At 71.7% G+C, this 25,675-nt stretch carries 27 protein-coding genes; 13 read left to right on the top strand and 14 right to left on the bottom strand.

Going from position 1 to position 25,675, the window contains the following annotated elements:
• The first annotated feature begins 68 nt into the window (after positions 1 to 68).
• Entirely contained in the window at positions 69 to 1,526 is a 1,458-nt protein-coding gene (locus ACFVYX_RS00690) for an MFS transporter (protein ID WP_389679091.1), read from the top strand.
• A gap of 66 nt (positions 1,527 to 1,592) precedes the next feature.
• On the opposite strand, the gene ACFVYX_RS00695 is transcribed toward ACFVYX_RS00690, so the two are convergent.
• A complete protein-coding gene (locus ACFVYX_RS00695) occupies positions 1,593 to 1,808 on the bottom strand; it encodes a DUF6243 family protein (RefSeq protein WP_389679092.1) in 216 nt (71 codons plus the stop codon).
• Positions 1,809 to 2,063: 255 nt separating this feature from the next.
• Here ACFVYX_RS00695 and ACFVYX_RS00700 point away from each other — a divergent pair, with 255 nt between their 5' ends.
• Together ACFVYX_RS00700 and ACFVYX_RS00705 are read left to right on the top strand one after the other, a co-directional pair.
• Positions 2,064 to 3,098, top strand: coding sequence for an aldo/keto reductase (locus tag ACFVYX_RS00700; protein ID WP_389679093.1), 1,035 nt, complete (start codon positions 2,064 to 2,066; stop codon positions 3,096 to 3,098).
• Positions 3,099 to 3,139: 41 nt separating this feature from the next.
• Positions 3,140 to 3,730 carry a TetR family transcriptional regulator gene (locus ACFVYX_RS00705; RefSeq protein WP_389679094.1) on the top strand — a complete coding sequence of 197 codons (591 nt, stop codon included), beginning with the start codon at positions 3,140 to 3,142 and terminating at the stop codon, positions 3,728 to 3,730.
• Positions 3,731 to 3,794: 64 nt separating this feature from the next.
• On the opposite strand, the gene ACFVYX_RS00710 is transcribed toward ACFVYX_RS00705, so the two are convergent.
• Positions 3,795 to 5,177 (bottom strand): glycine--tRNA ligase, encoded by a 1,383-nt coding sequence (locus tag ACFVYX_RS00710; RefSeq protein ID WP_389679095.1) that lies wholly within the window; start codon positions 5,175 to 5,177, stop codon positions 3,795 to 3,797.
• Between the two features lie 211 nt (positions 5,178 to 5,388).
• Between ACFVYX_RS00710 and ACFVYX_RS00715 the strand changes: the two genes are divergently transcribed.
• The 4 genes from ACFVYX_RS00715 (at position 5,389) to ACFVYX_RS00730 (ending at position 8,602) form a co-directional block, all read left to right on the top strand.
• A complete protein-coding gene (locus ACFVYX_RS00715; protein ID WP_389679096.1) occupies positions 5,389 to 6,399 on the top strand; it encodes a metal ABC transporter substrate-binding protein in 1,011 nt (336 codons plus the stop codon).
• Positions 6,400 to 6,425: 26 nt separating this feature from the next.
• Positions 6,426 to 7,214 carry a metal ABC transporter ATP-binding protein gene (locus tag ACFVYX_RS00720; protein ID WP_389679097.1) on the top strand — a complete coding sequence of 263 codons (789 nt, stop codon included), beginning with the start codon at positions 6,426 to 6,428 and terminating at the stop codon, positions 7,212 to 7,214.
• A gap of 2 nt (positions 7,215 to 7,216) precedes the next feature.
• Positions 7,217 to 8,110 carry a metal ABC transporter permease gene (locus tag ACFVYX_RS00725; protein ID WP_389679098.1) on the top strand — a complete coding sequence of 298 codons (894 nt, stop codon included), beginning with the start codon at positions 7,217 to 7,219 and terminating at the stop codon, positions 8,108 to 8,110.
• A gap of 81 nt (positions 8,111 to 8,191) precedes the next feature.
• A complete protein-coding gene (locus ACFVYX_RS00730; RefSeq protein WP_389679099.1) occupies positions 8,192 to 8,602 on the top strand; it encodes a Fur family transcriptional regulator in 411 nt (136 codons plus the stop codon).
• Positions 8,603 to 8,660: 58 nt separating this feature from the next.
• Here ACFVYX_RS00730 and ACFVYX_RS00735 read toward each other — a convergent pair whose 3' ends face one another.
• From ACFVYX_RS00735 to ACFVYX_RS00755, 5 genes are all read right to left on the bottom strand, one after another.
• Positions 8,661 to 9,167: a YcxB family protein gene (locus ACFVYX_RS00735; protein WP_389679100.1), complete on the bottom strand. Its 507-nt coding sequence runs from the start codon at positions 9,165 to 9,167 to the stop codon at positions 8,661 to 8,663.
• 27 nt (positions 9,168 to 9,194) lie between these two features.
• Complete coding sequence (locus ACFVYX_RS00740) at positions 9,195 to 10,019, bottom strand: isoprenyl transferase (protein ID WP_389679101.1); 825 nt, start codon at positions 10,017 to 10,019, stop codon at positions 9,195 to 9,197.
• Positions 10,020 to 10,031: 12 nt separating this feature from the next.
• Positions 10,032 to 10,781, bottom strand: coding sequence for a DNA repair protein RecO (gene recO / locus ACFVYX_RS00745; RefSeq protein WP_389679102.1), 750 nt, complete (start codon positions 10,779 to 10,781; stop codon positions 10,032 to 10,034).
• Positions 10,782 to 10,884: 103 nt separating this feature from the next.
• Complete coding sequence (locus ACFVYX_RS00750) at positions 10,885 to 11,103, bottom strand: hypothetical protein (protein WP_389679103.1); 219 nt, start codon at positions 11,101 to 11,103, stop codon at positions 10,885 to 10,887.
• Positions 11,100 to 11,321 carry a hypothetical protein gene (locus ACFVYX_RS00755; RefSeq protein ID WP_389679104.1) on the bottom strand — a complete coding sequence of 74 codons (222 nt, stop codon included), beginning with the start codon at positions 11,319 to 11,321 and terminating at the stop codon, positions 11,100 to 11,102. Before ACFVYX_RS00755 ends, ACFVYX_RS00750 begins: the two co-directional genes overlap by 4 nt.
• Positions 11,322 to 11,741: 420 nt before the next feature.
• On the opposite strand from ACFVYX_RS00755, the gene ACFVYX_RS00760 reads away from it, so the two are divergent.
• From ACFVYX_RS00760 to ACFVYX_RS00775, 4 genes are all read left to right on the top strand, one after another.
• Complete coding sequence (locus ACFVYX_RS00760; protein WP_389679105.1) at positions 11,742 to 11,942, top strand: hypothetical protein; 201 nt, start codon at positions 11,742 to 11,744, stop codon at positions 11,940 to 11,942.
• A gap of 146 nt (positions 11,943 to 12,088) precedes the next feature.
• The gene (locus ACFVYX_RS00765) at positions 12,089 to 13,459 is read left to right on the top strand and encodes an FAD-dependent oxidoreductase (RefSeq protein WP_389679106.1); all 1,371 of its coding nucleotides are present in this window, start codon (positions 12,089 to 12,091) and stop codon (positions 13,457 to 13,459) included.
• Between the two features lie 94 nt (positions 13,460 to 13,553).
• Positions 13,554 to 15,296 (top strand): LuxR C-terminal-related transcriptional regulator, encoded by a 1,743-nt coding sequence (locus ACFVYX_RS00770; protein ID WP_389679107.1) that lies wholly within the window; start codon positions 13,554 to 13,556, stop codon positions 15,294 to 15,296.
• Between the two features lie 78 nt (positions 15,297 to 15,374).
• On the top strand, positions 15,375 to 16,745 hold the full coding sequence (locus ACFVYX_RS00775; RefSeq protein WP_389679108.1) for an FAD-binding oxidoreductase: 1,371 nt from the start codon (positions 15,375 to 15,377) through the stop codon (positions 16,743 to 16,745).
• A 6-nt stretch (positions 16,746 to 16,751) separates the two neighbouring features.
• Here the strand turns inward: ACFVYX_RS00775 and ACFVYX_RS00780 are convergent, their stop codons facing one another.
• A complete protein-coding gene (locus ACFVYX_RS00780; RefSeq protein ID WP_389679109.1) occupies positions 16,752 to 17,444 on the bottom strand; it encodes a TerB family tellurite resistance protein in 693 nt (230 codons plus the stop codon).
• Positions 17,445 to 17,768: 324 nt separating this feature from the next.
• Positions 17,769 to 19,532: a 2-isopropylmalate synthase gene (gene leuA, locus ACFVYX_RS00785; protein WP_389679110.1), complete on the bottom strand. Its 1,764-nt coding sequence runs from the start codon at positions 19,530 to 19,532 to the stop codon at positions 17,769 to 17,771.
• Positions 19,533 to 19,826: 294 nt separating this feature from the next.
• On the opposite strand from leuA, the gene ACFVYX_RS00790 reads away from it, so the two are divergent.
• Positions 19,827 to 20,879 carry a M4 family metallopeptidase gene (locus ACFVYX_RS00790; RefSeq protein WP_389679112.1) on the top strand — a complete coding sequence of 351 codons (1,053 nt, stop codon included), beginning with the start codon at positions 19,827 to 19,829 and terminating at the stop codon, positions 20,877 to 20,879.
• 20 nt (positions 20,880 to 20,899) lie between these two features.
• Entirely contained in the window at positions 20,900 to 21,163 is a 264-nt protein-coding gene (locus ACFVYX_RS00795; RefSeq protein WP_389679113.1) for a protealysin inhibitor emfourin, read from the top strand.
• A 40-nt stretch (positions 21,164 to 21,203) separates the two neighbouring features.
• On the opposite strand, the gene ACFVYX_RS00800 is transcribed toward ACFVYX_RS00795, so the two are convergent.
• The 5 genes from ACFVYX_RS00800 to ACFVYX_RS00820 all read right to left on the bottom strand — a co-directional run bounded on the left by ACFVYX_RS00800 (position 21,204) and on the right by ACFVYX_RS00820 (position 25,669).
• Positions 21,204 to 22,091, bottom strand: a complete 888-nt coding sequence (locus ACFVYX_RS00800) for a hypothetical protein (protein WP_389679114.1) — start codon at positions 22,089 to 22,091, stop codon at positions 21,204 to 21,206.
• A gap of 4 nt (positions 22,092 to 22,095) precedes the next feature.
• Positions 22,096 to 22,452, bottom strand: a complete 357-nt coding sequence (locus tag ACFVYX_RS00805; protein WP_389679115.1) for a peptidase inhibitor family I36 protein — start codon at positions 22,450 to 22,452, stop codon at positions 22,096 to 22,098.
• A gap of 98 nt (positions 22,453 to 22,550) precedes the next feature.
• A complete protein-coding gene (locus ACFVYX_RS00810; RefSeq protein WP_389679116.1) occupies positions 22,551 to 23,537 on the bottom strand; it encodes a helix-turn-helix domain-containing protein in 987 nt (328 codons plus the stop codon).
• Positions 23,538 to 23,728: 191 nt separating this feature from the next.
• Positions 23,729 to 24,679: a GTPase Era gene (gene era, locus ACFVYX_RS00815; protein ID WP_389679117.1), complete on the bottom strand. Its 951-nt coding sequence runs from the start codon at positions 24,677 to 24,679 to the stop codon at positions 23,729 to 23,731.
• 21 nt (positions 24,680 to 24,700) lie between these two features.
• The gene (locus ACFVYX_RS00820) at positions 24,701 to 25,669 is read right to left on the bottom strand and encodes a WxL protein peptidoglycan domain-containing protein (RefSeq protein ID WP_389679118.1); all 969 of its coding nucleotides are present in this window, start codon (positions 25,667 to 25,669) and stop codon (positions 24,701 to 24,703) included.
• Between the last annotated feature and the right edge of the window lie 6 nt (positions 25,670 to 25,675).

The following is a 25,675-nucleotide window of genomic DNA, read 5'->3' on the forward strand; positions in this document are numbered from 1 at the left end:
ATAAAGAGGCTCTGGTACCAGGCTGAGCGGCGGCGGATCGTCTGGGGGTGACCACGACACCGCCTTCCGTGCCATCCGCTGCCGCGCCACCCGCTCCCGCCCGTACGGCGGCCCCGAGCGGCCCTGCGGGCCCCGCAGCCCCCGCACTCGGCCCGCTCGGCCTGTTCACCGTGCTCCTCGGCGCCTCGCTGCCGCTGATCGACTTCTCCGTCGTCAACGTCGCCCTGCCGTCCATCGACCACGATCTCGCCGCGGGCCCGGCCCTGCTCGAACTGGTCGTCGCCGGATACGGCCTGTCGTACGCCGTGCTGCTCGTCCTCGGCGGCCGGCTCGGCGACCTCTTCGGCCGTCGGCGGCTCTTCCTCGCCGGCATGGCGGCCTTCGGCCTCACCTCCCTCGCCTGTGGGCTCGCGCCGGACGCCTGGACTCTGGTCGGGGCCCGGGTGGCACAGGGCGCCGCGGCGGCGTTGATGCTGCCGCAGGTCCTGGCGACCATCCACGCCTCGACGTCGGGCCCGCGGCGTGCGAAGGCGCTCAGCCTGTACGGGGCGACCGTCGGCCTCTCGATGATGGTGGGCCAGATCCTGGGCGGGGTGCTCGTCGCCGCCGATCTCGCGGGCTCGGGCTGGCGGGCGGTGTTCCTGGTGAACGTGCCGGTGGCGGTGGCGGGTCTGGTCCTCGCCCTCCGTACCGTCCCGGAGACCCGGTCCGACCGCCCGGCGCCGGTGGACGTGCCGGGCACGCTGCTGCTGGGCCTGGCGCTGCTCGCCCTGCTCGCCCCGCTGACGGAGGGCAGGGCGGCCGGCTGGCCGCTGTGGACCTGGATCGCCCTGGCGGTGTTCCCGTTCGCGGTGTGGGCGTTCTGGCGGGTGGAGCTGCGGGCGGACCGCGCGGGGCGCACTCCCCTGGTCCCGCCGAGCCTGCTCGACCTGGCCTCGCTGCGGCGCGGACTCCTGCTGATCCTGCCGCTGTCGATGGGCTTCGGCGGCTTCGTCTTCGTGATCGCGGTGGCGCTCCAGCAGGGCCTGGGGCTGAGCGCGGTGGTGTCGGGCCTGGCGCTCGCCCCGATGGCAGTGGCCTTCTTCGCGGCCTCCCTCGCGGGGCCCCGCCTCGTACGGCGCTGGGGCACGCGCGTGGTGACGGTGGGCGGCCTGGTCCAGGCCCTCGGCCTCGGGCTGCTCGCCCTGACGGCCTGGCGCGCCTGGCCGGACCTCTCGGTCTGGCTCCTGCTCCCGGGGATGGCCGTCGCGGGCCTGGGCCAGGGCCTCCAGCTGCCGGTGCTCTTCCGGCTGGTGCTCTCGGAGGTCCCGCCGGAGCGCGCGGGGGTGGGCAGCGGCGTCATGGTGACAGCCCAGCAGTCCGCCCTGGCCCTCGGCGTGGCCACGCTCGGCTCGCTCTTCCTGAGCCTGGCCGCGTCCGGCCCCGCGGGCTCGGGGACGGCCCTGACGGTGACGCTCCTCCTCCAGCTGGCGATGATCCTGCTGACGGCGGCGCTGTCGCTGCGTCTGCCGAGGACGGTGGCGTAGCCGGCCTCGTACGGCGAAGGGCCCGGGGCGGCGCACGCCCCGGGCCCTCTGTCGTGCGGGTGACCGCTACTTCTGGCCGGCCTCGCCGGTCGTGGCACTCTCGGCGCCTTCGGTGTTCTCGGCTCCCTGGGCGCGCTCGCGCATCTTCTTCAGGAGCTCCTGCTTCTGCTCGTCGGCCGTGCGGCGGGCGGCGCCGGCGCTCTGGACGGCGCCGTGCCGGTCGTCGCGGGACAGTTTCTTGCGCTGTCCGCCGACGCCGAGGAGGTTGTTGCGCTTGGCCATGGGGTTCTCCCGTGCGGTGAGGTGGGCGATGGTCGAGCTCGAATCAGCTGGGCTGGGCGCTCACTCGTAGATCTGGAAGAACGAAGACATGCCGGTGACGCTACCCCGGCCACCGGCCGTCGAGCACACCGATTTCCTCCGGCGCTTCCGCGTGCACCACTCCCCCTCCGCACGTAATGACAGATATTGAAATCCGTCATCGGTCATGTCATGGTTGTTCTGTCACCCTGTCCGTCCCCTCCCCGGGAGACCGCCATGACCACCACCCGCCCCGTCCCCACCCGCCCCCTCGGCGCCACCGGCCCCCGTGTCTCCGCCCTCGGCCTGGGCTGCATGGGCATGTCCACGTTCTACGGCGATGCCGACCGCGCCGAGTCGATCGCGACCCTCCACGCCGCCCTGGACGCGGGCGTGACCCTGCTCGACACGGGCGACTTCTACGGGATGGGGCACAACGAGCTGCTGATCGCCGAGGCGCTCAGGACCGCCCCCGCCGCCGCCCGCGAACAGGCGCTGACCAGCGTCAAGTTCGGCGCGCTCCGCACCGTCGAGGGCGGGTTCACGGGATACGACGGCCGGCCGGCCGCCGTGAAGAACTTCGCGGCGTACTCGCTCCAGCGCCTCGGCACCGACCACATCGACATCTACCGGATCGCCCGCGTCGACCCCGACGTACCGATCGAGGAGACCGTCGGCGCCATCGCCGAGCTGGTCGAGGCGGGCCACGTGCGGCACATCGGCCTCTCCGAGGTCGGCGCGGACACCCTGCGCCGGGCGGCGGCCGTGGCCCCGATCGCCGACCTCCAGATCGAGTACTCGCTGATCTCCCGCTCCATCGAGGAGAAGATCCTCCCGGCCGCCCGTGAGCTCGGCATCGGGATCACGGCGTACGGAGTCCTGTCGCGCGGCCTGATCAGCGGCCACTTCACCCGGGACCACGAGCTGGCGCCCGGCGACTTCCGGGGCATGAGCCCGCGCTTCCAGGGCGAGAACCTCCAGCGCAACCTGGACCTGGTGGACCGGCTGCGGGCACTCGCCGGCTCGAAGGGCGTCTCGGTCGCGCAGACCGCCATCGCCTGGGTCCTCGCCCAGGCCGGCCGGCAGGGCGTGGACATCGTCCCGCTGATCGGCGCCCGGCGCAGGGACCGGCTCGCGGAGGCGCTCGGCGCCCTCGACGTGACGCTCGACGCCGCCGACCTGGCCGCGATCGAGGAGGCCGTCCCGGCGGGCGCGGCAGCGGGCGAGCGCTACCCGGCGGCACAGATGGCGCACCTGGACAGCGAGCGCTGAGCGGCCCCTCCGGGTTCGCAGCTGACAGGTACTGTCATTCCATGGCCGCCACCGAGACCCTGACCGCCGAGCGCATCCTCGAAGCCACCGAGGAGGTGCTGCGGCGTTACGGCCCGGCGAAGGCGACCGTCGTGGACGTGGCCCGGGTGCTCGGCGTCAGCCACGGCAGCGTCTACCGCCACTTCCGCACCAAGGCGGCGTTGCGCGAGGCGGTCACGGAACGGTGGCTGGAGCGGACGGTCGTGGAGCTCCGGCCGTACGCCGAGGGCCCGGGCCCCGCCGACGAGCGGCTCACCGGCTGGCTGACCGCCCTCTTCGGACTCAAGCGCCACAAGGCCGGCGGCGATCCCGAGCTGATGGCCACCTTCCTGGTCCTCATCGGCGAGAACAGCGCGGTCGTCGACCGGCACGTGGAGCACCTCGTGGGCCAGATCGCCCGGATCGTCGAGGACGGGCACCGGGAGGGCCTGTTCGCCGCTCCGGAGCGGGACTTCGCGACGACGGCCCGCGCGGTCTTCGACGCGACGGACCGCTTCCACGACCCGGCACACGCCACGGACTGGTCCGCCCCCGACATCGCGGACGCGTTCGCGGCGGTCGTCTCCCTCGTGCAGCGCGCGCTGCGGGCCTGACCGCGTACGGGAAAGCCCCCGGTTCCGTGAGGAACCGGGGGCTTTCCCGTGGAGGCGAACCGACTCAGCAGCCGAGCAGACGGCTGCCCAGGTAGCCCTGGATCTGGTCGAGGGAGACACGCTCCTGCTTCATGGTGTCGCGCTCGCGCACGGTCACCGCGTTGTCGTCGAGGGTGTCGAAGTCGACGGTGACGCAGAACGGGGTGCCGATCTCGTCCTGGCGACGGTAGCGGCGGCCGATGGCGCCGGCGTCGTCGAACTCGATGTTCCAGTTCTGCCGCAGGTCCGCCGCGAGGCCCTTGGCCTTCGGGGAGAGCTGCGGGTTGCGGGACAGCGGCAGGACGGCGACCTTGACCGGCGCGAGGCGCGGGTCGAGGCGCATCACGACGCGCTTCTCCATGACGCCCTTGGCGTTGGGGGCCTCGTCCTCGTTGTACGCGTCGAGGAGGAAGGCCAGCATCGCGCGGCCGACACCGGCGGCGGGCTCGATGACGTACGGCGTGTAACGCTCGCCGGACTCCTGGTCCAGGAAGGTGAGGTTGGCGCCGGAGGCCTTGGAGTGCGCGTTCAGGTCGTAGTCGGTGCGGTTCGCGACACCCTCGAGCTCGCCCCACTCGCTGCCGCCGAACTGGAAGCGGTACTCGATGTCGGCGGTGCGCTTGGAGTAGTGGGAGAGCTTCTCCTTCGGGTGCTCGTACCAGCGCATGTTCTCCTCACGGAGACCCAGGCCGGTGTACCAGTTCCAGCGCTGCTCCATCCAGTACTCCTGCCACTGCTCGTCCTCGCCCGGCTTGACGAAGAACTCCATCTCCATCTGCTCGAACTCGCGGGTGCGGAAGATGAAGTTGCCCGGAGTGATCTCGTTCCGGAAGGACTTGCCCATCTGGCCGATGCCGAACGGCGGCTTCTTGCGCGAGGTCTGCAGGACCTGGCCGAAGTTGGTGAAGATGCCCTGGGCGGTCTCGGGACGCAGGTACGCGACGGAGCCGGTGTCCTGGGTCGGGCCGAGGTGCGTGGAGAGCAGGCCGGAGAACTGCTTGGGCTCGGTGAAGGTGCCCTTGTTGCCGCAGTTCGGGCAGTTGAGGTCGGCGAAGCCGTTCTCGGGGAGACGGCCGTGCTTCTCCTCGTACGCCTCCTCCAGGTGGTCCGCCCGGAAGCGCTTGTGGCAGGAGGTGCACTCGGTCAGCGGGTCGGTGAAGGTCGCGACGTGGCCGGAGGCCTCCCAGACCTCGGTGGCCAGGATGACCGACGAGTCGATACCGACAACGTCCTCGCGCGCGGTGACCATGTAACGCCACCACTGACGCTTCAGGTTCTCCTTGAGTTCGACACCCAGCGGTCCGTAGTCCCAGGCGGCACGCTGGCCGCCGTAGATCTCGCTGCACGGGTAGACGAAGCCACGGCGCTTGCTCAGGCTGACGATGGTGTCGATCTTGTCGGCGGCCACGGTGCTCTCTTCATTACGACGACGAAGTGCGAATGCCACAGGTTACCGGCGCCCACGCCCCCCGTATCAAATCGGTTCGGCGAGGGGATCGTGTGAAGGGATCGCGCGGGGGCGCGCGAGGGGCCGCGAGGGGGCGCGCGGAGGTTCGCGTGGGCGGGACCACAGACCGGACAATTGACAATCGTTTCCAATTTTGTTGAAAATGAGTGTCATGAACGTACGTCGCCTGATACCCAGCACCGCCCTCGCCGGAGCCGTCGCGCTCGGCATCGTCGCCCTCTCCGCCTGCGCCGGAACCTCCGACGCGGCCGACGGCGGAAACGAGGGCAAGCTGGACGTCGTGGCGTCCTTCTACCCCATGCAGTACCTGGCCGAGCAGATAGGCGGCGGCCACGTCGCCGTCAACACGCTCACCAAGCCCGGCGTCGAACCCCACGACCTGGAGCTCAAGCCGAAGCAGATCGGCGAGCTCGGCGAGGCCGACGTCATCCTCTACCTCAAGGGCATCCAGCCCGCCGTCGACGAGGCGATCGCCCAGGCCGGCGTCAAGAACACCGTCGACGCCGCCACCCTCACCACGCTCGAAGCCCACGGCACCGCGGTCGGCGGCCACGAGGGCGAGTCCGCCGAGGAGCACGCCGCGCACGCCGGCGAGGAGCACGCGGAAGAGGAAGCGGGCCACGACCACGGCTCCGAGGCCGGCGCCGACCCGCACATCTGGCTCGACCCCGTGAAGTACGCCGAGGTCGCCAAGGGAGTCGGCAGCGCCCTGGAGAAGGCCGACCCGGCCCACGCCGCCGACTACAAGAAGAACACCGACACCCTGGTGAAGAAGCTCGGCGACCTGAACACCGACTTCGCGAACGGTCTGAAGAACACCGGGACGAAGACCTTCATCACCACCCACTCCGCCTTCGGCTACCTCGCCGAGCGGTACGGCCTGGACCAGGAGGGCATCTCCGGCATCGACCCCGAGTCCGAGCCGAGCCCCGCCCGGATCAAGGAACTCCAGGACAAGGCGAAGAAGGAGAAGGTCACCACCGTCTTCTTCGAGACCCTCGCGAGCGACAAGACCGCCAGGACCCTCGCCTCCGACACCGGCCTCAAGACCGACGTGCTGGACCCCCTCGAGGGAATCACGGACGCCTCCAAGGGCGATGACTACATCGAGGTCATGCGGTCCAACCTCACCGCGCTGCAGAAGGCCCTCGGCGCGAAGTGATCACAGCACAGCAGGAGGTACGAGCCATGGCAGCCCAGACACCGGCAGCCCCGGAACCGGAATCCGTCATCTCCGTCCGCGGAGCCACGGCGGCGCTCGGCGCCCGGCCCGTCCTCCGCGGCGTCGACCTGACCGTCCACCGCGGTGAGGTCGTCGCCCTGCTCGGCGCCAACGGCTCCGGCAAGTCCACCGCGGTCCGCGCGGTCATCGGCCAGGTGCCGCTGACCGGCGGCACGATCGAGCTGTTCGGCACCGAGCGGAAGCGGTTCCGCGACTGGGCCCGCGTCGGCTACGTACCGCAGCGCACCACCGCCGCGAGCGGCGTCCCCGCCACCGTCCGCGAGGTCGTCGCCTCAGGCCGGCTCTCCCGCCGCAGGTTCGGCCTGCTCACCAAGGCCGACAAGGCCGCCGTCGAACGGGCCGTCGAGCTCGTCGGCCTCGCCGACCGCGCCAGGGACTCCGTCTCCGCGCTCTCCGGCGGACAGCACCAGCGCGTCCTGATCGCCCGCGCGCTCGCCGCGGAACCCGAACTCCTGATCATGGACGAGCCGATGGCCGGCGTCGACCTCGCGAGCCAGGAGATCCTGGCGTCGACCCTGCGCGAGCAGGTCGCGGGCGGCACCTCCGTGCTCCTCGTCCTCCACGAGCTGGGCCCCCTGGAGCCGCTGATCGACCGCGCGGTCGTCCTCCGCGACGGCTGCGTCGTCCACGACGGCCCGCCGCCCGAGGCCCTCGGCCAGCACGCGCTGCCCGGCCACGACCACGTCCACCCCCACGCGGCCGACGAGCCGATCCGCACCGGATTGCTGACCTGATCATGGACATCCTCCAGCTCGCCTTCATGCAGCGCGCGCTCCTCGCCGCCGTCCTCGTCGGCATCACCGCGCCCGCCGTCGGCATCTACCTCGTCCAGCGCCGCCAGGCGCTGATGGGCGACGGCATCGGCCATGTCGCCATGACCGGTGTCGGTCTCGGCTTCCTCCTGAACTCCAGCCCGGTCTGGATGGCGACCGCCGTCGCCGTCGCCGGCTCGGTCGCGATGGAGCTGATCAGGGCGTACGGGAAGACCCGCGGCGACCTCGCGCTCGCCCTGCTCTTCTACGGCGGCATGGCCGGCGGCGTCATGCTGACCAGCCTCTCGACGACCGGCTCCAACGCCAACCTGACCTCGTACCTCTTCGGCTCGCTCTCCACGGTCTCCAGCGAGGACATCACCGCGATCGCCGTCCTGGCCGCCTTCGTGATCCTCGTCACGGTCGGCCTGCGCCGGCAGCTCTTCGCGGTCAGCCAGGACGAGGAGTTCGCCCGGGTCACCGGCCTCCCGGTGCGCGCCCTGAACCTGCTGATCGCCGTCACGGCCGCGGTGACCGTCACCGTCGCCATGCGGGTCGTCGGCCTGCTGCTCGTCAGCGCGCTCATGGTGGTGCCGGTGGCGGCCGCCCAGCAGCTGTCGAAGTCCTTCCGCGCGACCTTCGTCCTCGCCGTGGTGACCGGTATCACGGTCACCCTCGCGGGCACCGTCACCTCGTACTACCAGGACGTGCCGCCCGGCGCGACGATCGTCCTGTACGCGATCGGGGTGTTCATCCTCCTGACCCTGCTCGCCACCCCCCTCGCGAAACGGCGGGCGCGGGCGGCCGAGAAGGGCGCCGAGAGCTGTGACGCACCGGTTCCGGGCACCAGGCGGCCGACGGACGACGTGAAGGTCTGATCCCGTCCGATCCGGTCAGCTCGGGGTGACACGGGGGACTGGCAGAATGGCGGGGGCAGACAAGCATCCAAGGAGGCCCCCGTGGTGACGGCAGGACCCCCCGTACGAGGGCGCTCGACCAAGCAGCGGGCCGCCGTGTCGGCGGCGCTGAACGAGGTGGACGAGTTCCGCAGCGCTCAGGAGCTGCACGACATGCTGAAGCACCGCGGTGACTCGGTCGGCCTCACCACCGTCTACCGCACGCTCCAGTCCCTCGCGGACGCGGGCGAGGTCGACGCGCTGCGCACCAGCGACGGCGAGACGGTGTACCGCCGCTGCTCGACCGGCGACCACCACCACCATCTGGTCTGCCGCGTCTGCGGCAAGGCCGTCGAGGTGGAGGGACCGATGGTGGAGCAGTGGGCCGAGACGGTCGCGTCGGAGCACGGCTTCGTGAACGTGGCGCACACGGTCGAGATCTTCGGCACGTGCGCGGAGTGCGCGGCGAAGTGACCTGACATACGAGGGGCCCGCACCGGAGCGATCCGGTGCGGGCCCCTCGTATGTCGCTTCACATGCGGGTGAGGTTCCTGTCCAGAACCTCTCGCAGCCGGTCGACCCCGGCGGGGTCGACGAGGCCGCGCTTGGGCAGGGCGGCCACTCCGACACCGCTCTTGTCGGCGGTGAGCAGCACGAACTGCGTGGGCGTCTCGGCGTACCGGGAGAGCAGCTGCCAGCGGTGGACGACCTCGCTGTCGCGGGTGGTCCAGCGCACGCCGTCCTCGTCCACGAGGGCCCGGTGCTCCCCCTGCCGCCCGATCATGGCGTACATCAGCCGGGCGGTGCCCCACCGCACGAGTGGCCCGAGCACCACGAGCACAAGCGCGATCCCCACCATGCGCAGGACGGGCCATGCCTCCGGGTCGCCGGGCCCGAACAGCTCCAGGGCCGCCACAAGGGCGGTCAGGGCGGCGACGAGCCACAGCGCCCGTGGCAGCCACCGGAACAGGCCGTGCCTCATCTGTACGCGTACGGCATCGGCCACGTCGGCGCGCGTCGGCGTGTACAGCAGCTCCATCGTCCCCCCCTCTTCCCGGCCGGAGGCCTACGCCTTGTCGAGGACGGCCATGTCGGCCGGGTCGACGCCGCCGAAGCGGCGGTCACGCTGCGCGTACTCGACGCAGGCGCGCCACAGGTCGCGGCGGTCGAAGTCCGGCCACAGCACGTCCTGGAAGACCATCTCGGCGTACGCGCTCTGCCAGATCAGGTAGTTGGAGGTGCGCTGCTCACCGCTGGGCCGCAGGAAGAGGTCCACGTCCGGCATGTCCGGGTAGTAGAGGTACTTCTGGACGGTCTTCTCGGTGATCTTCGCCGGGTCGAGCCGGCCGGCCTTCACGTCCTCCGCGAGGGCCTGCGCCGCGTCCGTGAGCTCCGCGCGTCCGCCGTAGTTCATGCAGAAGTACAGCGTCAGCTTCGTGTTGTCCTTGGTCTGCTCCTGCGCGACCTGGAGCTCCTTGGCCACGGACTTCCACAGCTTGGGCATCCGGCCGACCCAGCGCACCCGGATGCCGAGCTCGTCGAGCTGGTCGCGGGTCTTGCGGATGAAGTCGCGGTTGAAGTTCATCAGGAAGCGCACCTCCTCGGGCGAGCGCTTCCAGTTCTCGGTGGAGAAGGCGTACAGCGAGATCGCCCCGACGCCCATCTCGAGGGCGCCCTGGAGCACGTCGAGCACCTGCTCGGCGCCGACCTTGTGCCCCTCGGTGCGGGGCAGGCCGCGCTCCTTGGCCCAGCGGCCGTTGCCGTCCATGACGATCGCGACGTGCTCCGGGACGAACTCGGGCTGCAGCTTCGGCGGCCGGGCACCGGACGGATGCGGCTCGGGGGTCCGGTACTCGCGTCGCTGACGCCCGAGGAGTCGTGCGATGGCCATGGATGGTCTCTCCTAGCTTTTCTCTACATACCGCAGGGAGCGCAGGCCGCGCTCCAGGTGCCAGTGCAGATAGGCGGACACGAGGCCGCTGCCCTCCCTGACATGACGCGGCTCGCACGCGTCCGCCGTCGCCCAGTCGCCGGTGAGCAGCGCGCTGAGCAGGCCGATGGCCTCCGCAGAGGGTACGACGCTTCCGGGCACCCGGCAGTCCCCGCAGATGACTCCGCCCGCACCGACCGAGAAGAACCGGTTGGGGCCGTGGAGGCCGCACCTGGCACAGTCGTCGAAGCTGGGCGCGTAGCCGTTCACGGCGAGCGAGCGGAGGAGGAAGGCGTCCAGGATGAGGTGGGGCGCGTGCTCGCCGCGGGCGAGGGTCCGCAGGCCGCCCACGAGCAGCAGGTACTGCTGCACGGCGGGCTCGCCCTCGTGGTCGGTGAACCGCTCCGCCGTCTCCAGCATGGCGGTGCCGGCGGTGTAGCGGGCGTAGTCGGTGACGATGCCGCCGCCGTACGGGGCGATGGTCTCGCTCTGTGTGCAGAGCGGCAGGCCACGCCCGACGAGCTCGCTCCCCCGGGCGAAGAACTGCACGTCCACGTGGGAGAACGGTTCGAGCCGGGCCCCGAACTTGGACTTCGTCCGCCTCACCCCGCGCGCGACAGCGCGTACGCGCCCGTGACCGCGCGTGAGGATCGTGATGATGCGGTCCGCTTCACCCAGCTTCTGGGTGCGCAGCACGATGCCGTCGTCGCGGAACAGACTCATGGGCCCATTCTCCCGTACGCCGGGGGCGGGCCGACCACCGGCGGGACGTCATCGGTATGACGGCCGGGCGGTGCGCGCCGCCGCGTCCACGGGCGCGGAGGGTTCAGGGCACCTCGCCCCTGCTGCGGGCGTTGACGTGCGCCGTGGCGGCGCTCAGCCGCTCGGACGTGGTCGCCTCCCGGACCTCCCCGGGCTCCACGTCCCACTCCCGTCCGCCTCCGAGCGGGCGGATCTGGACGTACGGCCCTTCGTGTCCCATCACTCTCCCGACCCGCCCGGTGCGGATCTCCACGACGTACGACCCGATGGGCAGTGCGGTCATGACCGGTTCTCCTCCCCCGGCAGTAGGGCGGCGGCGATGAGCCGAGCCGTTTCCGCCGTGCAGCATCCCAATTCGACGAGCGGCCTCGGAGGATCGGCGGCGAGGGTGACGGCGTCGAGTCCGAGCGAGGGGAGTGTGATTCCCGCCCTCGCGAGTGCCTCGCGCAATTCCGTCACTGCCTCTTGTGCGGCTTCGATGGCCCCCGTGGTCGTCTTCATGATGTCTTCCTTCACCAACGTATGCCTTTCTGAATCCATTTCCTGCTTCGCCTCACCAGGGTGGCCCCGGATCCGTAGAATCGGCAGACACGCGGTCCGTGCAACTGCTGGGTGGGCTTGGGGAGTTAATCCATGGCCAGAGGCAAGCGGCAGGCCGCGCGGGCGCCCTTCGGGGAAGTTCCGAAGGAACGCGGGGAGGCGGGCCTCCCCCGCGGTAACCGGGCGCACGGGTGTTCGCGTCGGATGCGTACATCGGCCGGTTTGAGCGGCGAATTCGAAAGCCGCAGCGGGGTGGGGCGGAACGAATCGATGAAGTCCTACAAACCGGCGGTATTTTCGAACGCACATGGCGCAAGCACATCAACAAGTCGCCGTACGTGACTTATTTCGGCTGCGCGGCCCACCGGGCCGAGGCGCGACGTGAACTCGACCGACGCCGCGTGGAGCATCGACGTCGCCTACGATCCCCAGGACCCCGGGCGGGTGACCACCATCGGGAAGCGGGCCCGGCTGCGGTTCGACGGCATTCCGGCGGCGCTCCGCCTCGGCCTCGGCCTGCTCTTCACGGCCGGGGTGATCGCGCTCGTCGTCACCAGCCTTCTCGGCATCGGTGATTTCTGACGCCGACATCTTCACTTATGGAAGTCATAAGTTCACCTTATGGGTCCATAGGTCGGGGGCGGGTAGCGCTCCGCCGAACGTGTTAATTAGGGTGACCTAAGTGTCGGTGGCTTCGCCGCCACGTCGTATGCGAAGGGAACCCAGTCATGCCCCGCCCCCTCCGGGTCGCGATCGTCGGCGCCGGCCCCGCCGGAATCTATGCCGCCGATGCGCTGCTGAAGTCCGAGGCCGCCGCCGAGCCGGGTGTGTCCATCGACCTCTTCGAGCGGATGCCCGCCCCGTTCGGCCTCATCCGCTACGGCGTCGCCCCCGACCACCCGCGTATCAAGGGCATCATCACCGCCCTCCACCAGGTCCTCGACAAGCCGCAGGTCCGTCTCTTCGGCAACATCGACTACGGCACCGACGTACACCTGGACGACCTGCGCGCCTTCTACGACGCGGTGGTCTTCTCGACCGGCGCCATGGCCGACCGCCCGCTGGACATCCCCGGCGTGGAGCTCGACGGCTCGTACGGCGCCGCCGACTTCGCCTCCTGGTACGACGGCCACCCGGACGTGCCGCGCACCTGGCCGCTCGAAGCGGAGAAGGTCGCCGTCCTCGGCGTCGGCAACGTGGCCCTCGACATCGCCCGGATCCTCGCCAAGACCGGCGACGAGCTGCTGCCGACCGAGATCCCGGCCAACGTCTACGAGGGCCTCAAGGCCAACAAGGCCCTGGAGATCCACGTCTTCGGGCGGCGCGGCCCGGCCCAGGCCAAGTTCAGCCCCATGGAGCTGCGCGAGCTGGACCACTCCCCCACCATCGAGGTCATCGTCAACCCCGAGGACATCGACTACGACGACGGCTCGATCGCCGAGCGCCGCAAGAACAAGCAGACCGACATGGTCGCGAAGACCCTGGAGAACTGGGCGATCCGCGACATCGGCGACCGCCCGCACAAGCTCTTCCTCCACTTCTTCGAGTCGCCCGTCGAGATCCTCGGCGAGGACGGCCGGGTCGTCGGACTGCGCACCGAGCGCACCGAGCTGGACGGCACCGGGAACGTGAAGGGCACCGGCGCGACCACGGACTGGGACGTGCAGGCCGTCTACCGCGCGGTCGGCTACCTCTCCGACGAGCTGCCCAAGCTGCCCTGGGACACCGCGAGCGGCACCGTCCCCGACGCGGGCGGCCGGGTGATCGAGGAGACCGGCGAGCACATGGCCTCCACGTACGTCACCGGCTGGATCCGGCGCGGTCCCGTGGGCCTCATCGGCCACACCAAGGGCGACGCCAACGAGACCGTCGCGAACCTCCTGGACGACTTCGCGAACGGTCGCCTGCTGACCCCCGAGGCCCCGGAGGCGGACGCGGTCGTCTCCTTCCTGGAGGGCAAGGGCCTCACGTACACGACGTGGGAGGGCTGGTACGCCCTGGACGCCGCCGAGAAGGCGCTCGGCGAGCCGCAGGGCCGCGAGCGCGTGAAGATCGTCGAGCGCGAGGACATGCTGCGCGCGAGCGGCGCCATCCAGTAGCGGACTCTCCCCCACCGGGCCCTCACCCCTTCGCGGCAGGCCCTCACCCCTCCCCGGTCCTATCCTGAAAGGGCCGGGAAAGGGGTGAGCGGCCATGTCCGCACCCACCACGATCGACGCCGTCGAACGAGCCAGGGACGCCGCGGCGCGTGAGTCCTGGGCCGAGGCGTACGCCCTGCTGCACGCCCACGACCAGCACCCCTCGCGCGGTCTGACCGCCGACGACCTCTCGATGCTCGCCGACGCCGCCTGGTGGTCGGGGCACGTCGACGAGTCCGTCACCGCCCGGCTCAGGGCGCACGCCGCCTGTCTCGCGGCCGACGACCACCGGGGCGCCGGGCTCGCCTCCTGGTGGCTGCACTACGAGTACCTGGGCCTCGGGCGCCCCGCGGCGGCGGCCGGCTGGCTCCACCGGGCCCGGCACCACCTGGAGGGCCTGCCGGACTGTCCGGAGCAGTGCTTCCTGGCCTGGAGCGACGCCGAGGAGGCCCGGGCGCGCGGCGACCACGAGGCCGCCCTCGCCGCCGCCCGCCGGATGACCGCCCTCGCCCTCGGCTCCGGCAGCCCCGACCTCCTCGCCCTCAGCCGGCAGGCCGAGTCCGGTGTCCTCCTCGCGGCCGGCCGCAGGGCCGAGGCCCTCGCCCTCCTCGACGACGCCATGTGCGCGGTGTCGGCGGGCGAGCTGAGCGGCATGTTCACGGGCTGGCTGTACTGCCTGGCCCTCACCCAGTGCATGGAGGCGGCCGACTTCGGCCGGGCGGTGGAGTGGACGAACGCCGCGATGGAGTGGTGCGCCCCGCCGTGGCCCGGCCACCCGTCGGAGGACGATCGGGGAACCCGTACGGAACCGGCCGACGTGTCCGGCTCCACGCCGCTCCCCATGACCGTGCCCTCGGACGAGAACCCGTTCCGCGGGGTCTGCCGGGCCCACCGGGTGGAGGTTCTCGACCTTCTGGGGGTCTGGGCGCTCGCGGAGGCGGAGGCCCGGCAGGCGTGCCGTGAGGTGCCGGTGGACTGTCTGGAGTCGGCCGCCGCCGCGTACTACGCCGCCGGTGACGTCCAGCGGCGCCAGGGCCGCCTGGACGAGGCCGCCGTGTCGTACGGGCACGCCCACGAGCTGGGCAGGATCCCGCAGCCCGGCCTCGCGCTGCTGCGCCTCGCGCAGGGCAGGGCCGACGCCGCGGTGGCCGGCGTCGACCTGGCCCTGGCCTGCCGGAGCGAACCCCACCACGACCTCCTCGGCCGGGCCCGGCTGCTCGCCGCCCGCGCCGAGGTGGCCCTCGCCGTCCGTGACGTGCCGGGGGCGGCGGACGCGGCGGCGGAGCTCGACGCCCTGGCCGGGGACGTACCGCTGCTGCGGGCCCTGGCCGAGACGGCGCTCGGCTCGGTGGCCCTGGCCGAGCGGAGCGGCGAGGCGCCGCGGCTGCTGCGGCGGGCGCTCGCCGGGTGGCTGGAGCTCCGGGTGCCGTACGAGGCCGCGCAGGTACGGATGCTGCTCGCGGCGGCCGACCGCGCGGGCGGCGACGAGGAGGCCGCCCGCCTCGAACTGGCCGCCGCGCGGGCCGTGTTCGAGCGGCTCGGTGCGGTGCCGGACGCCCGGCGCGCGGCGGCGCTGCTCTCCGCCGGGGCGCGGCGGCGGCTGCCGGGCGGGCTCACCGCGCGGGAGGCCGAGGTCCTGCGCCTCGTGGCCTCGGGCGGGACGAACAAGGACATCGCCCGCGCCCTGGTGATCAGCGAGCACACGGTCGCCCGGCACCTGAACAACATCTTCGCCCGGCTGGGCGTCGGCTCCCGCGCCGCGGCCACGGCCTACGCGTACGCCCACGGTCTGGTCTGAACGGCCCACGCGGGACCGTCGCCGGCATGGGCGGTTCGGGCGATGCGGGCGCCGGAGCCCGGGGGCTACACCGGAGACATGACCACCATCACCGATCCCCTGGACACGCTCCGCGGTGCCGTGCGCGGCACCGTCGTGACCCGCGGCGACCCGTCGTACGACGTGTCCCGCCGGGTCTACAACGCCCTGCACGACCGCCGCCCGGCCGTCGTCGTCCACGCCGTGGACGCGGCCGACGTGATCGCGGCGGTGCGGTACGCCCGGGAGCACGACCTGCCGCTCGCCGTGCGCGGCGGCTCCCACTCCGTGGCCGGGTTCGGCACCGTGGACGACGGGCTCGTCGTCGACCTGTCCCGGATGCGGGGCGTCCGGGTCGACCCGGAGGCCCGGACCGCGCGGGCCGATGGCGGCGCCACCTGGGGCGACTTCAACCACGCCACCCACGCCTTCGGGCTCGCCACCACCGGCGGGGTGATCTCCACGACCGGCGTGGGCGGTCTGACGCTCGGCGGCGGCATGGGCCACCTCGCCCGCCGCTCCGGACTGAGCTGCGACAACCTGCTCGCGGCCGACGTGGTGACCGCCGAGGGCACGCTCGTGTCCTGTGACGCGGAGCGGGACCCGGAGCTGTTCTGGGCGCTGCGGGGCGGCGGCGGCAACTTCGGTGTCGCCACCTCGCTCGTGTTCCGGCTGCACCCGGTCGCGGACGTCTTCGGCGGCCTGACCTGCTATCCGCTCGACGCGGACGTGATCGGCGCCTGGCGGGACATGATCCTGGCCGCGCCCGAGGAGCTGAACGTGATCCTGGTCCTCGCGCTCGGCCCGGAGGAACCGTTCCTGCCGGAGCGCTGGCACGGCCGCCCGATCTGCGCCGCGTTCACCTGCTTCAGCGGCCCCGCGTCGGAGGACGAGAAGGTCCTCGCCCGCCTCGACGGACTCGGCCCGGTGATCGGCCGGTTCATGGAGCGGATGCCGTACCCGGTGATCAACACCATCTTCGACGAACAGCTGCCGGCGGGCCTGTACCACTACTGGAAGGGCAACTTCAGCCGCGGCCTCACGGACGGGGCCATCGCGGCCCATGTGGAGTACGGCGCGACCATGCCGTCCCTGGAATCGGACACCGCGATCTTCCCGATCGACGGCGCCTGCCACCGCGTGGGCCCGGAGGAGACCGCGTTCGCCTACCGGGACGCGTGCTTCTCGCACTCCTTCGGCGGTACCTGGACCGACGCGGCGGACTCCGAGCGGAACATCGCCTGGACCCGCGCCTACGACACGGCGCTGCGCCCGCACACCCAGGAGGGCGGCTACGTCAACTTCATGGACACCGACGACCAGGACCGGGTGCGGGTCAACTACCGCCAGAACTGGGACCGGCTGCGGACGGTGAAGCGCAGGTACGACCCCGACAACGTGTTCCGGCTCAACCAGAACATCGCCCCGTAGGGGTCTCTACGACACGGTCCTCGCCGAGGCGAGCAGCCGGACGGTGTCGTCGGGGGCGAGCGCGAGCGCGTTCCCGACGGTGCCGAGGACCTCGCGCTCGGCCGGGCTGTAGACGCCGTCGGCGAGGGCGATCCGGGCGGCCTGGAGCAGGATCGACTCCCGCCCGGCGGCCGCCAGGTGCGGGGTGAGCGGCTCCAGGGCCTCGTGGAGCTCGATCGCGAGGAGCGTCCCCTCGGGGTTCACCTCGGGCATGAAGCGCCCGGTGTCGGCCTCCAGGGCCTCGACGAGGTCGACGAGCTGGACGGCCGTGCACTCGGCGAAGCCGGCGGACCTGACCGCGCTCACGGCCTGGTCGAGGGCGGCGCGGGAGTCGGTGCCGCCGGCCGCGAGGACGGCCAGGGCGACGGTGTGCACGGCGTCGCGCAGCATCGCGGAGAAGCGGCTCGTCGTCGGATGGTCGAGGACCTCCGTACCGAAGTGCGTGTGGCAGGCCGCGCACTCGACGACGGGGCCGGTACAGCCGCGGGGCAGGACCGGGACGCCCAGGACGGCGAACCTGCGGCGGCCGGTGCGCCGCCGGTAGTTCCGGTCGCCGCCGCACTCCTCGCAGAAGAACTCGCCGTCTCCGACCGTGTTCCAGGAGGTACGAATTCCGCAGACGGCCACTTTCCCACCACGTGAATTCCGGGCAGACGGCATACGCACCTCCTCAACGGCCCGGCTGCACTGCCGGCGTTGGCGTGATGTTAGCCACATCCTTGATGTGGCGTCAGCACCCCGTCAGGAGTTCACCACGGAGTTGGCCGAGACACGTCATCGTCCCGGGACGGCCGGGAGGCGCCCCGACGACGCTTTCCGAAGGCCAGGAAGCCTCCGCCGGCGAGGACGGCCCCCACGGTGGCACCGGTCGCCCCGGATCCGATGGCCGAACCGGTCGTCGCGAGATCACCCTCCGGGGTGGCGGACGCGGACCGCCCCGCCCCCCGGGGAGAGGCGGGGCGGGGCGGTCCGGTGGCAGGCGGGTCAGCGCGCGGAGCGGTTGACCGCCGAGATGACCGCCTTCAGAGAGGCGCGGGTCGTGTTGGCGTCGATGCCGATGCCCCACAGGACCTTGCCGTCGATGGCGCACTCGATGTACGAGGCGGCCTGCGCGGAGGCGCCCTCGCTCATCGTGTGCTCCTGGTAGTCCAGCAGGCGGGCGTCCACGCCGATCGCCTGCAGGGCGGCGAAGAAGGCGGAGATCGGGCCGTTGCCGGAGCCGGTCAGGACGGTCTCGACACCGTCGACGACCGCCTCGACGGTCAGGGTGTCGGTGCCGTCGGTGTCGGAGGTGGTCTGGCCGGAGCGCAGCTGGATCCGTCCCCAGGCGTTCCCGGGGTTGGGCAGGTACTCGTCCTGGAAGGCGGCCCAGATCGCGGCGGGCGTGACCTCGCCGCCCTCGGCGTCCGTCTTCTGCTGGATGATCTTCGAGAACTCGATCTGCATCCGGCGGGGCAGGTCCAGCTTGTGGTCGTTCTTCAGGACGTACGCGATGCCGCCCTTGCCGGACTGCGAGTTGACCCGGATGACGGCCTCGTAGGAGCGGCCGACGTCCTTCGGGTCGATCGGCAGGTACGGCACGGCCCACTCGATGTCGTCGACGGTGACGCCCTTGGCGGCCGCGTCGGCCTCCATCGCGTCGAAGCCCTTCTTGATGGCGTCCTGGTGGGAGCCGGAGAAGGCGGTGTAGACCAGGTCGCCCGCGTAGGGGTGGCGCGGGTGGACCTCCATCTGGTTGCAGTACTCGCTGGTCCGGCGGATCTCGTCGATCTGCGAGAAGTCGATCTGCGGGTCGACACCCTGGCTGAACAGGTTCATGCCCAGGGTCACCAGGTCGACGTTGCCGGTGCGCTCGCCCTGGCCGAACAGACAGCCCTCGATGCGGTCGGCGCCGGCCATGATCGCCAGCTCGGCGGCGGCCACGGCCGTGCCGCGGTCGTTGTGCGGGTGGACCGACAGGCAGACGTGCTCGCGGCGGGTCAGGTTCCGGGACATCCACTCGAACCGGTCCGCGTGCGTGGACGGCGTCGAACGCTCCACGGTGGCGGGCAGGTTGAGGATGATCTCGCGGCCCGGGCCGGGCTGCCAGACGTCACAGACCGCCTCGCAGACCTCCAGGGCGAAGTCCAGCTCGGTGTCGGTGAAGATCTCGGGGCTGTACTGGTAGCCGAAGACCGTGCGCTCGTCGAGCAGCTTCTCCGCGTACTCCATCACCAGCCGGGTGCCGTCCACGGCGATCTGCTTGATCTGCTCCTTCGAGCCGCGGAAGACGACCCGGCGGAAGGTGGGCGCGGTCGCGTTGTACAGGTGGACGGTGGCGCGCTTCGCGCCGACCAGGGACTCCACGGTCCGCTCGATCAGGTCCTCGCGGGCCTGGGTCAGTACGGAGATGGTGACGTCGTCCGGGATCGCGCCCTCTTCGATGATGGAGCGCACGAACGCGAAGTCGGTCTCGCCGGAGGACGGGAAGCCGACCTCGATCTCCTTGTAGCCCATGCGCACCAGCAGGTCGAACATCTCGCGCTTGCGGGCCGGGGACATCGGGTCGATCAGGGCCTGGTTGCCGTCACGCAGGTCGGTGGACAGCCAGCGGGGGGCCTTGGTGATGCGCTGCTCCGGCCAGGTGCGGTCGGGGATGGCCACGGCCTCGTAGCGGCCGTACTTGTGGATCGGCATCCCGGACGGCTTCTGCAGCTGCGTGGCGTTGGTGACGGGCGTGGGGCGCTCGATGAACGGCGACTGGGACATGCGTAGGGCTCCTCGGGTCCAGCACGGGAGGGACGGCCGACTGTCGAACGCAACACCAGGTCCCGCGGGGAGGGGGTCGGCCTACGACTACAGGCCCTCGCCGCGGCAGCTAAGGAGAAGCAGCCCGAAACGCATGATGTGCCGCAGCTTAGCCCAGGGACGATGGAGGCGGACGTCCCGTTTCAGTATGCGGGACGGCCGCGCCGTCAAGCCCGAACAGTGACACATCACTCCATTTCGCCAATCCTCGTCCCATCCCGTGACAGTGCCCTCACGCAGTGCCACATTGCGAGGATGACTCCCCAGACTCCTGTCTTCTGCTCGATCGTCCCCCCGCACCTCCTGGAGCACCTGGCGCACTCCTCGAACCCGGCCGTCGCCGCCGCCGCCCGCCGCACCCTGATCGCGGACGCCTCCGCCCGTACGTTCCGCGTGCTGCCGCTGCCCGGCGCCACGCCCACGCTCGCCCCCGCCGAGGCCGGCCGGCCGCACCGCACCGTCTACGACTGCCGGCAGGGGACCGACCTGCCGGGCGAGCGGGTCCGCGCCGAGGGCGAGGAGGCGACCGGGGACGCCACCGTCAACCGGGCGTACGCGGGTCTCGGCGCCACCTTCGACCTGTTCCTGAACGCCTTCGGGCACGACTCCATCGACGGCGCCGGGCTGCCGCTGCACGCCTCCGTCCACTACGACGAGAACTACGGCAACGCCTTCTGGAACGGCGAGCAGATGGTGTTCGGCGACGGCGACGACGAGATCTTCCTCGACTTCACCCTGCCCGTGGACGTCATCGGCCACGAGCTGGCCCACGGCTTCACCCAGTACTCGGCGAACCTGGAGTACTTCAGCCAGTCGGGCGCCCTCAACGAGTCCGTCTCCGACGTCTTCGGCTCGCTGGTCAAGCAGTACGCGCGCGGGGAGAGCGCCGAGCAGGCCGACTGGCTCATCGGCGAGGGCCTCTTCCACCCGAACGTGGAGGGGACGGCGCTGCGCTCCATGAAGGCCCCGGGGACCGCGTACGACGACGACGTCCTCGGCAAGGACCCGCAGCCCGCCCACATGGACGACTACGTCCGCACCGGCCGCGACAACGGCGGGGTGCACATCAACTCCGGCATCCCCAACCACGCCTTCTACCTGGCCGCGACCGAGCTCGGCGGGAACGCCTGGGAGCGGGCCGGACGGATCTGGTACGACGTGATGACCGGCGGGACCCTCACCCCGGAGGCCCGCTTCTCCGAGTTCGCGGCGGCGACGGTGGCGGCGGCGCGGGCCCGGTTCGGCGACGGGGAGGAGATCCAGGCGGTCCTGAAGGCCTGGGCGGCGGTGGGGGTGCCCACCGACTGACCGGCTGGTAGACAGGGCCCATGCGGATTCGAGTGCGGCGCACGGGCGGTTTCGCTGGCATCGAGCGGTCGGCGGAGGTGGACACCTCCGGCCGGCCGGACGCCGACGAGTGGCACGCCCTGGCCGTGGCGGTCCTCGACGGGGGCGGCGACGAGGGCCGGGGCGTGCCGGACGGCTTCTCGTACGAGATCACCGTCGACGGTGAGACGGTCCACTGCGGCGACCCGCACCTGACCGGGGCCCAGAGGACCCTCATCACGAGGGTCCTCAAGGAAGGCGCCTGAGCCCTGGGGGCTGTCTGAGCCCCGGGGCCCGTTTCCCGGATCAAGCGCCCGTACGGCGAAGGGCCTGCTCGCGCAGCTCCCTGACCTGGGTGGCCTTGGCCCAGGAAGTCTTCGGCAGCCGGGCCTGGACGCGTTCCTGGGCCGTACGCGTGACCCCGGCGAGGTCACCGCGGTCCTGGCAGAGCGCGTCCCGCACGGCGAGTTCCTGTTCGCGCCGGCCCGTCCGCAGCAGGGCCTCGCGGTCGTCGCCGGCCTTGGACAGCGCGTCCTGGACGAGGCCCCGGGCCTCCTGGAGCGTGGTGACGGTCTCCCCCTGCTCCGCCATGCACGCGGCCCACGTCCGCTGCGCCGCCAGGAACTCGGGGGCGGCGGCGACCCGGGAGACGACCTCCGTGCTCACTCCGGTGGCGTCGACCTCCGCCTGCTCCCACCCGCCGCCGTACACCTCGCGGCGGGCCAGGTAGACACAGCCGTCGGTGTTGACGCGCAGCGAGGGCGCCCCCTTCGCCGTCAGGGTGATCTGCCGCTCGCCCGAGCCGGTCAGTGCCTTCTGCCAGGCCGTCCGCCGGGTCTCGTCGAGCCGGGCGACCGCGGTCGCGTTGGGGTCGTCGGGGCGGCCGGCGAGCGCGACGGACGCCAGGCCGTACCCGTCGGTCCTGGCGGCGTCCTCCGTGAGCAGGCCGTAGGGGTTGACGGGGACGTACCGGCCGGCCCGCACCGGTTCGTAGGCGAATCCACGCCTGTGCATGCACGCGCCGACCGCACGTTCCTCGGCCTCGTACAGCGTCCCCGCCTGCCGCTCGGGGACGACGGTGGCCCCGTCCAGGGGGACGGGGAGGCTGCTCGCGTCCCGGTGGGCGGGTGCCGAGGAGCACCCGCCCACTGCCAGCAGGCACAGGACGAACAGGGCTGCTGGTCGCAGGTTCACGGCATCAGCACCAGCGGTTCGAGGCGACGTTCTTGTAGTAGGCCGTGCCGGCGAGGTTGCCGATGCCGTAGCCGCGGGGGATGACCACCGAGGACCCGGTGTAACCCGTGCCGCTGTAGATGCGGACGCTGCAGTCCCTGCCCGAGTTCGACACCGACACCGCGTTGTTGAACTTGTTGTACTGGAGCAGGTTGGTGTTGTTGAACTCGACCGTGCCCGGGTCGCCCACGTAGTTCGTGTACAGGTACGCGCAGAGCATCCCGGACGGACACGGGCTGGCGGCGGCCGGTGAGGCGGCGGCGCCGAGGCCGATCCCCGCCGACGCCATGACGGCCACACTCGCGATGAGCTTCTTCAGCATGCGGTCTTTCCTCCCGTTGCGAACAGCGGTGGTTCCACCGCCGGGCAGGACGCTAACCACCCCGGGCCGCCGGGGCATTCACACTCCGCGCCCGGCCGTTATCCCTGCGTGCCCGCGCCGGTGAGGACCCTGTGCCGGTACTCCCCCGGCGGCACCCCGTACGCGGTGCGGAAGACCCGGCTGAAGACGGCCGGCCGGGGAAAACCCCAGCGCGCGCCGATCGCGTGCACGGTGAGGTGGCTGAGGTGGCGGGCGGCCAGGTCCCGCCTGCAGTGCTCCAGGCGCTGGCGTCTGATGAACTCGGCCACCGTCGTGTTGTGGTGCCCGAAGAGCCGGTGCAGGGCCCGCAGCGACATCTGGTGGGCGGAGGCGACGGCGGCGGGCGTCAGCTCCTCGCAGCCCAGGTGCGCGCGGATGAACGACTCGATCCGCAGGAACATCACGCGCTGGTGGCCGGGGGCCGGCAGCGCCCGTTCCCGGTCGAGGTGGTGGGCGAGGACCGCGCTCGTCAGGTCGAGGACCGTGCTCCGGAGCCTGTGCGTGTCCTGGGGCGTGCAGTGCGCCGCCTCCTCGCCGAAGCCGGTGAGGAGATGGGCGAGGATCCTGCCCACGCCGTGGCGTGCGGGCAGCGGCACCGCGAGGATCCGGGAGAGCTGGGCGTCCCGGAGCGGCAGCAGCCGCTTCGGGAGGTTCACGAGGAGCGAGCCGGCCCCTGACCCGTCAGCGGCGACGGAGGCCTCGTAGGGCCGAGAGGTGTCGCACAGGACCATCTCGCCCCGGCTGAGGGAAGCGCTCCGGCCGCACTGCTCCAGGTACTGCCGGCCGCCGGTGATCAGGGCCAGCTGGTACAGCTCGGGGTCCGACCGTCTGATCAGCTCGGGCGTCCGGCGGCAGGCCAGCGAGTCGTAGGCCAGCGCCGAGAGCTGTACGCCCTCCCCCAGGGCCGTCGACGCGAGCCGGACCCGCAGCCTGCCCTCGTCGGGGAACCGGACCTGGGTGGTGCAGAGGGCCTCGGCCGTGAGCTCCTGCCAGGCAGCGGCCCGCGCCGCTTCGGGTAACGCGTCACTGTCGAAAACAACGTCCATGTGTCGCCCCCATGTTCGACCGGTCGGCCGGTCGGGCCGGCCGTGTCCAGACGTGTGGGACAGGATGCTCGTGCCGATGGCACGGGGGGACAACACGGCGCTCCGCGCCTCGCGTGGCCGGACTGCGCGGACGGGCTCCGGGGCGTGTCCGACAAGGGGCGCCGGACCCGACGGGAATGGTCGGACAGGCCCTAGAAGCCGAGCTTCCGCAGCTGCTTCGGGTCGCGCTGCCAGTCCTTCGCGACCTTCACGTGCAGGTCGAGGAAGACCGGCGTGCCGAGCAGTGCCTCGATGTGCTTGCGGGACTTCATGCCGACCTCCTTCAGGCGGCTGCCCTTGGGGCCGATGATGATGCCCTTCTGGCTGGGGCGCTCGATGTAGACATTGGCGTGGATGTCGAGCAGCGGCCGGTCCGCCGGACGGTTCTCGCGCGGGATCATCTCCTCGACGACCACCGCGATCGAGTGCGGCAGCTCGTCCCGTACGCCTTCGAGCGCGGCCTCGCGGATCAGCTCCGCGACCATGACCATCTCCGGCTCGTCCGTGAGGTCGCCCTCCGGGTAGAGCGGCGGGGACTCCGGAAGCAGCGGGATCAGCAGGTCGGCGACGAGCTGGACCTGCTTGTCGCCGACGGCCGAGACCGGGACGATCTGCTGCCACTCGAAGCCCAGCTCCTTGCCGAGCTGGTCGACGGCGATGAGCTGCTCGGCGAGCGTCTTGGAGTCGACCAGGTCGGTCTTGGTGATGATCGCGACCTTGGGGGTCTTCTTGATCGCGGCGAGCTCCTTGACGATGAACTTGTCACCGGGGCCGAGCTTCTGGTCGGCGGGCAGGCAGAAGCCGATCACGTCGACCTCGGCCCAGGTGGTGCGCACGACGTCGTTGAGCCGCTCGCCGAGGAGGGTGCGCGGCTTGTGGAGGCCGGGGGTGTCGACCAGGATCAGCTGCGCCTCCGGGCGGTGCACGATGCCCCGGACGGTGTGCCGGGTGGTCTGCGGCCGGTTCGAGGTGATGGCCACCTTCTGGCCGACCAGAGCGTTCGTGAGGGTGGACTTGCCCGCGTTGGGGCGGCCGACGAAGCAGGCGAAGCCGGCCCGGTGGACGGCTTCGGTTTCTTGGTTGCGAGCGCTCATGGGGGCCATTGTCCCCGATGCGCGCCCGCCTCACGTACCTCCGTACGTATCCGCGGCCGTCCGGGCCGCCCTGCGCCGCCGTATCCGCAGGCCGGAGAGGCCCGCCGCACCCCCGACGAGCAGGGTCGCGGCGGCGAGCCAGGGCAGGGCGAGGAAGGACACGGCGCCGGTCTCCCGCACGCCCTTCGCGGTCGCGGTGAGGGTGACGTCGCCCCAGTCGAACTGCGGGGAGCCGGTCCACCGCTCGGTGAGCCGGATCTTCTGGCGGGGCAGCAGCTCGGCCGGCACCTTCGCCAGATCGCGGGCGAGAAGGGTGCGGCCGAAGAGTCCTTCCGCGCGGAGCGCGACCTTGGGGCTGAGGGTGACGTTGCCCCGGTTGTGCAGGGTGTACGAGACGACGGCGCTGCTCGTCCGGGTGCCGGGGACCAGCGGCCGGTCCTGGTCGAGGGTGACGTCCTCGACGGCGAGGGCGGGGACGGCCGGTCCGCTGACCCGCAGATAGAGACGGGCGGCGACCGCGCGCTGGACGCCGACGGCGACGGAGCCCCGCGTACCGGCGCCGACCCGCTCGTCGAGGGCGACAAGGGCCCCGGGGTGGTCGCCGGGGTCGGCGTCGGCGGGGACGGTCAGGGTGTACGGGACGGTGACGGCGGAGCGCGGCGGGACGGTGATCCGGGTCCGCTCGGGCGTGATCCAGGCACCGGCGCCGGTCTGCCTCTCCCGCTGGGTGCGGACGGCGAAGCCGCCGTCCCGGTCGGTGTTGTAGGCGTCGGCGCCGTAGAGCCGGAAGGTCAGCGGGGCGGCCGTCTTGTTGGCGACGGTGACCCGGTCGGTGTGGGTGCTGCCGGGGTCGGCGGTGAGGAAGAAGTAGGGGCGGCTGCCCAGCCGGGCGGCGGCCGGGTAGACGGCCCACTCGCCGTTCTCGGCGGCCTGCGCGTGCGGGGCGGGGACCAGGAGGAGGAGCAGGACGCTCAGGAGGAGTACGTACAGCCTGCGCACGAGTCG

The organism is Streptomyces sp. NPDC058326, from assembly GCF_042879855.1.
In the GTDB taxonomy this organism is placed as follows: domain Bacteria; phylum Actinomycetota; class Actinomycetes; order Streptomycetales; family Streptomycetaceae; genus Streptomyces.